The 12,887-nt window shown below is 65.7% G+C and carries 10 protein-coding genes and 2 pseudogenes; 6 read left to right on the top strand and 6 right to left on the bottom strand.

Annotated elements, in window-relative coordinates; translation table 11 throughout:
* Positions 1 to 456, bottom strand: a pseudogene (locus NKF06_RS10060) (MarR family transcriptional regulator); the annotation flags it as partial.
* Positions 457 to 862: 406 nt separating this feature from the next.
* Here NKF06_RS10060 and NKF06_RS10055 point away from each other — a divergent pair.
* From NKF06_RS10055 to NKF06_RS10045, 3 genes are all read left to right on the top strand, one after another.
* Positions 863 to 1,216, top strand: coding sequence for a hypothetical protein (locus NKF06_RS10055; protein ID WP_058826306.1), 354 nt, complete (start codon positions 863 to 865; stop codon positions 1,214 to 1,216).
* A 368-nt stretch (positions 1,217 to 1,584) separates the two neighbouring features.
* Positions 1,585 to 2,202, top strand: coding sequence for a class I SAM-dependent methyltransferase (locus NKF06_RS10050; RefSeq protein WP_058826307.1), 618 nt, complete (start codon positions 1,585 to 1,587; stop codon positions 2,200 to 2,202).
* 111 nt (positions 2,203 to 2,313) lie between these two features.
* Positions 2,314 to 2,475 carry a hypothetical protein gene (locus NKF06_RS10045; RefSeq protein ID WP_172795749.1) on the top strand — a complete coding sequence of 54 codons (162 nt, stop codon included), beginning with the start codon at positions 2,314 to 2,316 and terminating at the stop codon, positions 2,473 to 2,475.
* A 111-nt stretch (positions 2,476 to 2,586) separates the two neighbouring features.
* Here the strand turns inward: NKF06_RS10045 and NKF06_RS10040 are convergent, their stop codons facing one another.
* Complete coding sequence (locus tag NKF06_RS10040; protein ID WP_253245302.1) at positions 2,587 to 3,741, bottom strand: PQQ-binding-like beta-propeller repeat protein; 1,155 nt, start codon at positions 3,739 to 3,741, stop codon at positions 2,587 to 2,589.
* Positions 3,742 to 4,068: 327 nt separating this feature from the next.
* Between NKF06_RS10040 and NKF06_RS10035 the strand changes: the two are divergent.
* A pseudogene (locus tag NKF06_RS10035) lies at positions 4,069 to 6,088 on the top strand (histidine kinase N-terminal 7TM domain-containing protein).
* Positions 6,089 to 6,125: 37 nt separating this feature from the next.
* Here the strand turns inward: NKF06_RS10035 and NKF06_RS10030 are convergent.
* Entirely contained in the window at positions 6,126 to 6,914 is a 789-nt protein-coding gene (locus tag NKF06_RS10030) for a transcriptional regulator FilR1 domain-containing protein (protein WP_058826309.1), read from the bottom strand.
* A 196-nt stretch (positions 6,915 to 7,110) separates the two neighbouring features.
* Here NKF06_RS10030 and NKF06_RS10025 point away from each other — a divergent pair, with 196 nt between their 5' ends.
* On the top strand, positions 7,111 to 8,085 hold the full coding sequence (locus NKF06_RS10025; protein ID WP_058826310.1) for a DMT family transporter: 975 nt from the start codon (positions 7,111 to 7,113) through the stop codon (positions 8,083 to 8,085).
* A gap of 259 nt (positions 8,086 to 8,344) precedes the next feature.
* On the opposite strand, the gene NKF06_RS10020 is transcribed toward NKF06_RS10025, so the two are convergent.
* Genes NKF06_RS10020 through NKF06_RS10015 form a run of 3 tightly spaced genes read right to left on the bottom strand, consistent with a single transcriptional unit; the run spans position 8,345 to position 10,623 of the window.
* Complete coding sequence (locus NKF06_RS10020) at positions 8,345 to 8,743, bottom strand: hypothetical protein (protein WP_253245301.1); 399 nt, start codon at positions 8,741 to 8,743, stop codon at positions 8,345 to 8,347.
* Positions 8,740 to 8,862, bottom strand: a complete 123-nt coding sequence (locus NKF06_RS21025; protein WP_256477284.1) for a hypothetical protein — start codon at positions 8,860 to 8,862, stop codon at positions 8,740 to 8,742. Before NKF06_RS21025 ends, NKF06_RS10020 begins: the two co-directional genes overlap by 4 nt.
* Before the next feature lie 54 nt (positions 8,863 to 8,916).
* A complete protein-coding gene (locus NKF06_RS10015; RefSeq protein ID WP_253245300.1) occupies positions 8,917 to 10,623 on the bottom strand; it encodes a histidine kinase N-terminal 7TM domain-containing protein in 1,707 nt (568 codons plus the stop codon).
* 201 nt (positions 10,624 to 10,824) lie between these two features.
* On the opposite strand from NKF06_RS10015, the gene NKF06_RS10010 reads away from it, so the two are divergent.
* Complete coding sequence (locus NKF06_RS10010) at positions 10,825 to 12,810, top strand: helix-turn-helix domain-containing protein (protein WP_253245299.1); 1,986 nt, start codon at positions 10,825 to 10,827, stop codon at positions 12,808 to 12,810.
* Positions 12,811 to 12,887 lie beyond the last annotated feature (77 nt).

The following is a 12,887-nucleotide window of genomic DNA, read 5'->3' as shown; positions in this document are numbered from 1 at the left end:
GGCGCGAGCACCGTGACGCCGTGGCTCGCCTGCGCGACCGGCTCGCCGCCCCCCGCCGGGTCTGACGACGGCGGTCAAGGTGCGGTCGCCGGTCGCGTTCACCGGCCACGTCGTGAAGTCGAACTCGACGAGTCGCTCATCGCTCGCGTTCGCCCCCGCGCTCCCGAGCGGTTCGCACCCCAACAGCATCGTTGAGCCATCGTCGCGGTCGGTCTGTAGGCAGACCTCGTAGTCGTCGCTGTCGGATACGACGGCCACCGAAACCGTCGACGGCTGCCACGAGGCGACGTACGTCCGGCCGTTCTCAGTCGCGACGACGCCCGCGCCGGTGTGGTCGACCGCACCCACCTCGACGCCGTCCGCCGCGGCGACGGCGACCGGTGAGAGGCCTGCCGCGACGACGAGTAACGCCGCGACGAGCGCCCACCCGACCCGCGAGACGCGTTTGACTGGCATGTGTTCGTTCCTTATCTGTCGACTCTGCTAGTGTATAATGTTTTGTTTATCTATTCATTGAACATTTTTGCAACTCTTTTGAAAGTCAATTTGCCGAGAATGTTCCTAAATAGTGAATTTTGTACCGCCGTCGTTGCTGAGATTCGCGGGCGCGTCTCTCGCTCGATGGGCCTCGGCCGCCGCTTGTCGCCGCTCGCACTCGTGACCTGTCGCCTCTCGCCCGGTCGCCCCCCTGACGTGAGTAACCGACGTACTGAACCGCTTTCGTCGGCGACCGAACCGCCGGAAAACGTTCCGTTAATCCGACTGAAACGGTCGAAACGGTCAGTCGAAACGGTTGCTCGGGAGAGAACGGTCGGGACGACTCTTCCCCATTATCATCTGCCGAGCGATACTGCTGACTGCGATGCGCGAAACCCTCACTCGACGGCAGTTCGGCGCCGGAGTCGCCGCGGCGACCGTCGCCCTCGCCGGCTGTACGGACACGGGCGGTAGCGGCGGCCCGGTAAACGGGACGAACGGTACGGACGCCGAACCAGCGGTCGGCGGCACTGAGACGACCGCAGAGACCGGTGGCGTCGAGGCGACGACCGAAGACGAGACCACGACGGAAGAAACGACGATGGAAACCACCGAGACGACGATGGAGACGACCGACTCGTCGCTCGACAACTCGACGACGGCGAACGAAACGGCCGAAAACGAAACGACGACGAACGAGACGACCGAAAACGAAACGACGACCGACGACTCGGCGTGACAGCCGCAGTCGAACTGATGACCCGCTGACGCCCGCGCCGCGAACGAGGCACGGCACACTCGACTGGTACACCCGACTGCTCGTGCCCGCGCCGGCGCTTACCCCCCTCCAGCCTCCACGGCACACTCACTCCCAGTCCCTCACGGGACGCTCGAATCCCCCTGACGCACCCCTCCAAACTCGGTCCCCCTGACGCACCCCTCCAAACTCGGTCCCCCTGACGCACGTCTTCACCGTGCCCTCCAGCACGTGCCCTCCAGCGCACCCGACCCGGTCGGAGTCGCCCGGCTTTTCGGAACCTCCCCGGCGCGTCGCAACGACGACGCGCACTCCGCGGAACATTTACCCGCCCGTTCGCTACTCCGGGTATGGACGCAGACGACAACCACCGCGGATGGGCCGAGCGCTCCGGCGATTTCTCGCCGGAGTACTACGCCCAAATCGGCCCGAACGAGGTCAGCGAGACGCTCGCGACCGTGTTCGAGCACTACGCGGCGGAAGACGCGTCGATTCTCGAACTCGGCTGTAGCTCCGGTCGCCACCTCGCACACCTCCACGACCGCGGCTACGAGGACGTCACCGGCATCGACATCAACGACGACTCCTTCGAGGTGATGGCCGAGTACTTCCCCGAACTCGTCGACACCGGCACATTCCTCACCGGCGCGATAGAGGACCTGCTCCCCGACTTCCCCGACGACAAGTTCGACGTTATCTACTCCGTCGAGACGCTCCAGCACGTCCACCCCGACGACACGTGGGTGTTCGAGGAAATCGCCCGCGTCTCTTCGGACCTCGTGATAACCGCCGAAAACGAGGGTAACGGGCCGACGCGCGGGCGCTCCGGCTCCGAGGTGAGCTACGTCAACGACGACTTTCCGCTGTATCACCGCAACTGGAAAGACGAGTTCTCCGACATCGGCCTCGCGCAGCTCCTCTGCGAACCGGGCAAGCGCGACACGGTTCGCGTCTTTCGGGTTCTCTGACCCCGCGACTCGCCCTCGTGGCCGATACCGCACCGCCGCCAGACTCCCACTCGCGCGTCTGCCACACTCACAAATTGTTTCAATGAAGCCGGCGAACTGAGCGTGCTGACTATGTACACGATGTCCAGCGACGACTTCAGCGTTCACCTGCGCGACTGCGACGAGGCCGGTTCCGGAATTCCTATCACCAGTCTCCCGGACGAAGTCACCTCTCTGGACGACCTGTCGTGTTCCTGCTGGGACGAGTTCGACTCGTTCGACGAACTCGAGTGACGGGTGGGGCGCGAGGGCATCGTTCGGTAGCGGTTTCGGACGCCGGCGCACCGCGCGCACGGCGCGGCTCGTTCTGACGGGATGTTTGACGGTGACAGCGAAGTCCGTGACTCACGAGTCCGGTGAGAGCGCCCAGAGCGTCCCCTCGCTCGTCTGTGCGAACGCCTGCGTCTCAGCCGCGCCGAGGAGGTAGCCGTCCGCCGAGAGCGTCGTCTCGAACGGGTCGAAAAACGACGCGCCACGGGACCAGCGAATCCGGCCCGCGCGGGTCCCGACGACGAACGCCTCGTCAGTCGAGGCAGTTCGCTCGACCGGGCTGTCGAAGCGGACTTCGTAGCGCTCCGACCCGTCCCGAACCGCGAGTTCGTACAGCGTTCCGAAGGTGTCCGACGGCGACTCGTCGGTCCCCTCCGCGACCAGGACGGTCGAGCCGCGTTCGTGGACGCCGACGACCTGCGCGTCGTCCCCGAACGAGGTTCGCCACTGGAGCGACCCGTCGACCGCGTTGAGCATGGCGATGTCGCCGCCGCCACCGGCGTAAACGCTGCCACCGGCCGGAACCGGCCCCACGTCGGCCCAGTCCCAGCGGTCCGGTCGCCACGCCCACCGGAGGCTCCCGTCCTCGGGTGCCATCGCGAAGACGCCCTCGTCGTCGCCGTAGTACACCGCCCGCTCGTCGGCGAACAGTTGGTCCTGCGGGGCGACGACGACGGTGAAGCCGACGCCGTCGACCGCGGATTGCTCCCACCGAACCGCGCCGTCGTCCGTCGCGAGCGCCGCGAGCGTCCCGTTCGCCGCGTACAGCGTGTCGCCCGCGGCGGCCATCGCCGAGGCGATGTTGCTGACGGTCTGCGACCACCGCTGACTCCCGCTTTTGGCGTCGAACGCGCGGATTCGCCCGCGGCCTGACCCGAGTTTCTCGCCCGCGTACACCGACCCGCCCGCGGCGAGTAACCCCGTCGGGCGGCCGAAGTCGCGGTCCCACAGGCGCTCGCCGCTCTGTCGGTCGAACGTGACAGCTCGTCCTTCGTCGATGTCGCCGTCCCGATGGCCGATGACTGCGACGACCCCGTCGGTGGTTGCCGGCGGAGAGAGGACGCTCGGTTCGGGCACGGAGGCGGACCAGTCCGTCCCGTCAGGTGACCGGAACTGCCGAAGCGACGAACAGCCGGCGAGCCCGCTCGCGAGGGCGGTGCCGGCGGCAGCGAGAAACGCGCGACGCGACGGGGAGTCGGAACCGGAGTCGGAGTCGGTGTCGGAATTCACGGGAGAGTCGGAAGAAACACGAGATGGAGGGGACGAAGGCGAGGGCATACGTCGGCTTCTCACAGGGTGCCGATATGTATTGTGGGCCGACTGATGGGGCGACGACAGGGCCGCATCCCGGGATACCGTCGCTACAACTAGTCGAAGTTGAGCGACTCCACCGCTTCGATAGCTTCCGTGGTGATTGTGAGAAATCCACTCTGCGTATCTGAATGCGTTGATTTACGGATTTTACAACCCACATATCATATAATATATGGAAAGCTTCTAAGTATTCAAATATAGTATTATAACCGAATAACTGTGGATACTATCGCATCCCCTCCAGTGCTTGTCCTCACCTTGGCGGGGGTGATGTCTATCGGTATCGCAAGTATCGGGTGGAAGTTCCGCAGTGAGTTTATCGGAAAGTGGTTCATCGGCATGACGCTGAGCGCCGGGTTGTGGTCGTTGTTCGAAGCCGCTTTTCTCCTCTCTCATTCACGTCCCACGTTGACCGCCTGGTACATTCTCATCTGGATAACCTACGAGTTCACGATTTTCTTTACGGCGTTGTTCGTCTTCGAAATCGCGGGCTACGAGCAGTGGGTCTCTCGACGAACTGCGGTTTTGTTCGGGGTCTGGCCCGCGTTCACCATCGTCGGAGCGGTGACCAACGGACTGGGTGTACACTCGCTCATTTGGCGCTCCTTCTCGGTCACTGTTTTCGCTGGCGGCACTTTGAGAGACGTCTCCTACGGGCCCTGGTTCTGGGCCGACTTGACGTATGCTCTCCTCGTGATCGGACTCCTGATATCTCTCCTCGGTATTCACACCGTTCGAAGCAGCCAAATATACCGAAAACAGGCACTCGTTCTACTCGTGGGAATCGCTATCCCCGCCGTCGTCGAGGTGGTTTATCTGTTGGTTCCGTTCTGGCCCACGACTCCGGTTCCGATTTCGTTCGCCGCGACTTCGGTGCTGTTCGCAATCGGGTTGTCCCGCTATCGAATCCTCGATATCGTTCCGATTGCTCGCCACCTCGTCATCGAGCGGATGGCCGACCCGGTCCTCGTGGTCGACCGACAAGACAGACTCGTCGACCTGAACCCGGCCGCGAGGGCGCTGTTCTCCGTCTCACCGTCGGTGGTTGGGTCGTCGGTGCGTGAGGCGCTCGGTTCGGAGACTGCTCGTGCGCTCTGTGACGGCCGAGAACTCCGCGTCACCGACCAACACGACGAACCGCATCACTTCGAAGTGGACACCGCCACCGTAACCGACGGACGGGGAATCGTCCGGGGGACGCTCTACATCCTTCACGATATTACCGAGCGGCGCGTTCGCGAACGGTGGTTCCGCGCCCTCACGGAAAACGCGTCAGACCTCATCTTCGTGACCGACGCCGACGGATCTATCAGTTACATGAGTGACTCTGCCAGACAGACGCTGCGCGTCGGCACCGACGCGTCCGAACCGGAAACCCTCTATGACTACCTGCATCCTGCGGACTGCGACCTCGCTCGCGAGGCGTTTGAGAGGGTTCGCGAACAGCCCACGGCGGATACCACCGTCGAGCTTCGGTTCCACAGCGCGGCCCACGGGTGGCGCGCCTTTAGCGTCCGGTGCCGGAACCTCCTCGACGATTCGGTTGTGGGGGGCGTCGTCGTGAACGCCCACGACATCGCGGAACGAAAGAAGCACGAACAGCAACTAGAGGAATTCGCGTCGGTCGTCTCTCACGACCTCCGAAATCCGTTGAACGTTGCGAACGGGTTCCTCGACATCGTCAAAGAGTCAGAGGGCGAACCGAACCCAGAAGATATCGAGCGCATCGAACGGGCCCACGAGAGAATGAACGAGATAATCACGGACGTTCTCGCGGTCGCTCGGGGCAGTAAGAAGGTCGAAGCACTCGAATCGGTGTCTCTCGACACGGTTGCATCGGCGGCGTGGACGAACGTCGACACCAAGTCGGGATCGCTCGAAGTCGTGGGGGACGCGTCGTTCGAGGCCGACCGGACTCGGCTTCTTCAGTTGCTAGAGAACTTGCTCCGCAACGCCGTGGAACACGGCGGTGACGGGGTGACTGTCACCGTCGGCGCAACTGCCGATGGGTTCTACGTCGAGGACGACGGTCCCGGCGTCCCCCCCCGAAACACGTCCCAGACTCTTCGAGTCCGGCTACACGACGACCACGAACGGGACCGGCTTCGGCCTCGCAATCGTCCGTGCTGTCGCCGAAGCCCACGATTGGACGGTCGCCTACGAGGACGGCCAGACCGGTGGCGCGAGGTTCGTCGTCCGAGGCGTCCAGTCACTGCCTCGACCCGTTCGGGAGCCCAACGCGTCCTCGCCCGACGAACCGTGACCGCTGATGGACTTCGAATCGGTGTACGTACCGGTTGTTACAGGCGGTCGAGGTCGAGTGGCTCCGCCGCCTCCCAGTAGCGCTCGAACAGTTTGTCGGCCCACGCGAGCACTTCGGGTTCGGTCACGTCGATAGACGCCTGGAGGATGCCGTTGTCGTCGCGGAGGAACAGATGAACGGTCGAGTCTGCGATGGTCACCGCCATCGGAATCGGCTCGTCGGTGATGCGGACGGCGGCCGCGTCGGCGTCGAGGAGGTCACGGAGCTGTTCGCGCAGTTGGGAGTCGTGGGCGAGCGCGTCGATGGCGTCCGACGAGAAGACGCCCTCGAACCGCTGGTCGCCGGCGGCGGTCCGCTCTCGGACGATGTCGAGGTTCTGCTCGTTGAACGCGTAGGAGAAGATTCGCACGTCCTCGGCCTCGCTCAGGAGGGACACGGCGCGCTTGACAGGCGCGTTCGGCCGGACCTGACTCGGCGTGGTAATCGTCGCCTCGGTGAGATGTTCGAGGTCGAACGTGATGGCGTCGGTCGGGAGCCAGTCGACGACCGGCCGGAGTTTGGCGTCGGTGTCGAGGATGTCGACGAGATCGTCGAACCCCCGCGAGACGAGTTCACCCGTCACCGTCGCCCGGTACGCGCCGTCCTCGCGGACGAGCCACGACCGGTCTTCGAAGTCGCTGAGAATCCGGCCCATCGTCGGCTGCGACGCCCCGGTCCGCTCGACCAACTCGCGACGGGAGTGCGGCCGCTCGGCGAGGTGTCTGAGCGCGTCGACGCGGTTCTGCGAGAGGGCGAGGAACTCTATTTCGTCCAGTGCCGACTCCATGCGACGGGGTTGTGCTCGCCTCGGTAAACCTCTTTCGCGTCGTGAAACGATTTCATATACTGAATCACACTCGTCCGGCGCGATCTTTTCTTACCTTGAATTAATTTCTGAATCAAACTATACGTGGGGGAGTCATACGTGTATCCAAGATGCGTTCACTTCACTCTGCGTTCGGTCTCTCGTTCGGAGGTGCGGAATGGTAACTGCGGCGCGCCGGCGGTTCGTCCTGTTCGCGCTGACGGCGCTCTTCTTCGGCGGGACGTTCGTCGCCGCGAAGGCGGGCCTCGACTATCTGCCGCCGCTCCTGTTCGTCGCCCTCCGGTTCGACATCGCGGCGGTGCTCCTCGTCGGCTACGTCGTCGCCACCCGGCCGCGCGCCGAACTGCTCCCGAGGTCGGTCCGCGACGTGGTCGGCATCCTCGCTACCGGCGTGTTCGTCATCGGCCTCGCCAACGCCCTCCTGTTCGTCGGACAGGAGCACGTCTCCAGCGGCGTCGGGTCGATTATCTTCAGTCTCAACCCGATTCTGACGCCCGTGTTCGCCATGGTGCTCCTCGCCGACGAACGACTCTCGACTCGCGGCGCGTTCGGGATGCTCATCGGCCTCCTCGGCGTCGGCCTCGTCGTCGGCGTCGACCCCGCGAACCTGCTCGGCGGCGAGGCGCTCTGGAAGGGCGTTCTCTTCCTCGGCGCGGTCAGCGGCGCGCTCGGGACCGTCCTCATCCGCTGGGCCGACACGTCGCTTTCGAGTACCGTCCGCACGGCGTGGGCGCTCCCCGTCAGCGCGGCGCTCACCCACGGCATGAGCGTCGCCTCCGGCGAGTCGTTCGCCGCGGCCACGTGGTCGCCGACGGCGCTCCTCGCGCTCGCCTACGTCGGTGTCTTCGCCGGCGCAGTGGCCTACCTCACGTACTTCGGCTTCCTCGACGACGTGGGCCCGATTCGCGGCAACCTCGTCTTCTACGCCGTGCCTATCGTCGCGACGCTTGGGGGGACGGTGCTCCTCGGCGAGTCGATTTCGACGCTCACCGTCGTCGGCTTCGCGACCATCTTCACCGGCTTCGCCGTCCTCGCGACGGAATCCCTCCTCGGGGAGGTCGCGCGCGCCTACGGAAAAATCGAGTCCCGCGTGGTCGGTCTCGCCGGGCACGGGGCATCGGGACGCGACTGAGTCGTGGCCGAGTCACTCGCGGGAGTAGAACTGAGAGGGGGTAGAGATGTAGGGGCGGACCATCGGGCGGCAGTCCGAGGGGGCAGGGTCGGAGTACCGTTGGCACGGGATGGGCCGCCTGTCTGTACTGTTATGTCACCGGTCCGCCGACCAGACAGCGTCGAACGGACATGTGGAAATTGCCAGCCAGCTAAGTAGTCTTTTTGGCCCGATTCTCAAAAAACAGCGGACAGCGGCGTGGTCATTTCGATTTTTCGCACTATCTATCGGAGAGCGCGACCGCTCCGAGCGCGGAAATCAGGCAGAAGTGACCGACGCCGACGAGGAACAACGCGTTCGAACCGGACGTGTCGACGACGACGAACGCCGCAAACGCCGCGATAGCGAGGACGAACAGGACACCCCCGAGATAGCGGTCGTACCGCGGGTCGTAGTCGATTTCGGCCAGCCGTACGAGCGGTCCCGGTTCGGGTGGCTCGTCACTCCGAGCGTCGCGGATCCATCCGCGAACCCGCAGAAGCACCATGCCGGTCGCAACGGTCCAGACGACGCCGGCCGCGAGGTCGACCTGCGGGTCGGCAAAAGCGACGACGAGTCCCACGAGGACCGACACGACAGCTATCGCCCCGGCGACGGCGGTGTCGCTCAGTCTCGTCATTCGGCACCGAACCGGAGGTAGCTCGTTCCGTGCCGGTAGTTGTACGCCTTGACGGCGACGACCGCGAACACGGCTAGTCGCCACCGGCTGACGCCGGCGGGGAGAACGGCGGAGGACATCGCCTTCCTATCTACGTGCTGACTTTTTGAGTGTTTGGGTGGGCGGTCGTCCCGTCAGGCCCTCCGTAGGCGGACGACGAAGACCGCGCCGCGGGGCTCGTTGTCCTCGACCCACACGTCGCCGCCGTAGCCGCTCACGATGGTGTCCACGAGGTAGAGACCGAGACCGGTTCCGGGGCTTTCGAGTCCCTTCTCGCCGCGGCCGAACACCTCCTCTTTGCGGCCGTCGGGGATGCCCGGCCCGTTGTCGGCGATACGGACGAGCGCGTCGTCGTCCCGAACCTCGGCCGACACGTCGATTTCGGTCCGGCCCGCGTCGTTATGCCGCACCGCGTTCGTGAGGAGGTTGCGGAAGACCGTCCCCAGCATGTCGTCGGCGACGACGGTCACGTTCGGCGGGTCGTCGGGAAGGGAGACTGAGGCCTCGGACGTTCCGTCGCGGACCGCGCTCGCCTCGGTCCACAGCGGCCCAGCGAGCGTCGTCGGTTGGTTCGTCTCCTCGTCGTCGAGCATCGTCGCCATGAGGTTCCGGACGTTCTCAGTGAGTTCAGTGGCGTGCTCGCCGTTCCTGATTATCGCGTCGAGGCGCTCGCGAACCACCTCGTCGTCGACCGACTCCTCGACCAACTGGGCGTTGCCGAGGATGACGGCCATGTCGTTGCGGATGTCGTGGCGGATTATCTGGTTGAGCAGGGTGAGCTTCTCGTTTTGGGAGAGGATCGTCTGTTTTTGGCGGTGTAACTCGGTCACGTCGCGGAGGACGATGACCCATCCGATGGTCTGGTCGCCTCGTTCGAGTCGCTGGGACCGGGCGCTGAGGTACACCGTCTCGCCGTCTTCTCGCGTGGTTCTGACGCTGTCGTTGCTCTCGGTCGTCAGGTCGAGGTCCGGCGAGACGCTCGTGAGCGGGTCGCCGACGGCCGCGTCGAAGCGCTCCAAGAGCGCCGCGCCGCGGTCGTTGACGTGGACGATTCGCTCGTCGGCGTCGAGGACGAACACCCCGTCGGGCGACTCCTCCATCGCGGTCGTGTAGGCGATGGGCGGCAGGTCGAGAAACCGGTAGCGGAAGAGCGCGACGCCGATGGCGGCCGACGTGACCGCGGCCGAGGTCGGCACGAGGTTCACGCCGTCGCTACTGAACGGCGGGATTCCGAGTGTGTCACAGACCACGAAGAGAAACGGGGCGACGAGGCCGACGCTCACCAGCACCGCCTGCGGGATGTACGGCCGGCCGAGTCGCACCGCCTCGTAGAGGATGAGCGCGATGGCCAGCGCGGAGAGCACCGCGTTGTAGAGCAACTGCAACACCACGTGACCGAGACCGACGTCGACCCGCATGACGACGACGCCGTTCGTCTCGACGAGGTGCGTCCCCTGGATGGCGAGGTCGTGGGGGTTCGCGAACAGGAGCGCCAGAAAGGCCACCGGGACGGCCATGAGCGCCGCAATCACCCCGGGCGTGACTCGACGAATCCGGTCGGTGTGAAGGAGCGTAAAGAGGAGCGCGAGCGCGCCGAGCGGCGCGACGCCGAAGTAGAGAAACCGGTAGAAAAGCAACTTCAGCGACGGGTCGGTCTGCAGGAGCTTGAGTGCCGAAAACCCGGTCCAGAGGACGAGCCCGACGTTCACGGCGAAGAACGCACTGAGGTCGGACGACCTCCCGTGGAGCCGCATGTGCCGAAGGCTGTAGGCACCCAGTAGGGCCGAGGTAACCATCGCAAAGAGGGTCGGCAGCGCGAAGACGGTGTATTGCCACCCCATCTCTCACCGCTCCCAAGCGCCGCTCGCGTCCATCGGTGCGTGTTCTGTTCCCGCTCTGGTATTTAGATGTACTTGTTCGGAAGCCGACTTCGCCTCGATGTCGGCGTAAACTGTCCTCACATTCCCGGTTTCTCCCGATTCTCTCGGGTTCGTCACCCGAAAATTTATCGCGGTCGGTGTGCCACGGACGGCAGAACCGCCGTGACCGAGACGACAGACGAGACGAGCGCGGACCCCGTCGCGGTCCTTCTCGTCGACGACAACCGCGACTGGCTGATGCTCGTCGTGCAGCGACTCCGCGAGGAGGCACCCGACTTCGACGTTCGAGCGGCCGACAGCGTCGACGGGGCGCTCGACCGCCTCACCGACGACGTCGAGTGCGTCGTCAGCGACTACTACATGCCCGGTCGGACGGGTATCGAACTGCTGGCGGCGGTCCGCGAAGACCGACCGGGCCTCCCGTTTCTCCTCTTTACCGGCGCCGGAAACGAGGGGCTCGCCAGCAGCGCGCTGTCGGCCGGCGCGGACGACTACATCGTCAAGACGAGCGTCGGCGACAGCGCCGCGGCGCTCGCCACGCGCGTCCGAACGGCGGTCGACAAGCACCGGACAGAGCGCGCGCTCGCGGAGAGCGAGGCGCGTTACCGGACGCTCGTCGAGAACGTCCGCGACGCCATCTTCGTCGCCCGCGACGGCGGCATCGTCCTCGTCAACGATGCGGCGACGACGCTCACCGGCTACGACCGCGCGGCGCTCCTCGCCGGCGACATCGTCGAGACGGTCGTCCACCCGGACGACCGGGCCCGTGTCCGCGACGCGCTCGACTTGTCGGTCCCGCAGTCGCTCGACATTCGCATCCGCACCTGCGACGGCGAGACCCGCCACTGTATCCTCGACGTGGACCACGTCGTCGACGACGGCCTGCCCGGCAGTATCGGCGTCCTCCGCGACATCACGGCACAGGTCAACCACCAGCGCCGACTCGAACGCGAGCGCGACACGAAGGAGGCGATTCGCGAGATTCTCGTTCGACAGTCCTCGCGGGTGGAGGTCGCGGAAGCGTTCTGCCGATACATCGGGAGCGACCCCGACACCGCCGTGGCGTGGGTTGGCGAGCGGACCGCCGGTGGCAGACTCGACCCGCTCGCGGTCGAAGGTGACGGGTCGTACCTCCGAGCAGCCGGCGTTCTCGACGCGGATGCGGCCGTGCGGCGCGACTCATCGGAACCGAGCCTGACCGCCTTCCGCGAGGGGGGAACAACTGTTCGCACAGTCGGCGCAGAAGCGTCACGCTCCGGGAGCCCCGTCGCCGATTCCGACCGACGGTGGGCCGAGGCCGCGGCCGCGGCCGGAATCGAAACCGCGGTCGCAGTCTCGCTCCGATACGGCGGCGTCGACTACGGCGTCCTCGGCGTCTACCGGCGCGGTGCCGACGACGACCGCGAGCGCCGGCGGTTCGAAGAACTGGCGGAGACGCTCGGGTACGCCCTCAGCACCGCCGAGAGCCGCGAGGCGCTCTTGGCCGACGAGGTCGTCCGCGTCCGACTCAGCGTCCGCGACGACGGTGCGGGGGTTCTGGCGGTCGGCGACGCCCTCGGTCGGGACGCGGAACTCGTCGTCCACACGGTGTTGCCCCGCGGCGACAGCGAGCGCTACTTCGTGACGGTTCGCGGCGCGACCGAGGCCGCGGTGACCGACGCGCTGGCGAGTCTCGACGGCGTGACGCCCGGCGACGTGGTGGGCGAGGATGAGGTTGTCAGGGCGCAGTTCGACACGGTCGCACCCTCTTTCGGGACGGCCATCGCCGACGCGGGCGGCGTCCTCCAGCGCGTCGTCGTGACCGCCGGCGAGGCGACGGTCGTCGTCGACCTCCCCCGGCGGCGACCGGCCGGCCCGTTCGTCGAGGCGCTCGCGGCCGGGTTCGACAGCGTCGTCATGACCGCGCGGAACCACCGGTCCGTCGAGTCCGATATCGGGGCCAGCGTGTTGGCCGGACTCACCGACCGACAGCGCGAGTCGCTCGAAGTCGCGTACCGGACGGGCTACTTCGAGCGTCCGAAGCGCCGGAGCGCGGCCGAGGTCGCCGAGGCCATCGGCGTCTCGCGGTCGACGTTCACGCAACACCTCAGGGCAGCCCAGCGGAAGGTCTTCGCCGAACTGTTCGACGGCGAGCGAGACGGCGCGTAGTCGGTCGAGCCGAGCCGACGCGCCCGGTCGCTCCTCGTCTCGGAACCTCCGTGATGAAGGCTACCACGTCGCTCGGT

Source organism: Haloferax sp. AB510, from assembly GCF_024136985.1.
Lineage (GTDB): Archaea > Halobacteriota > Halobacteria > Halobacteriales > Haloferacaceae > Haloferax.
Note: the sequence above shows the minus strand (reverse complement) of the source record. Positions and strands in the feature narration are given on the sequence as shown.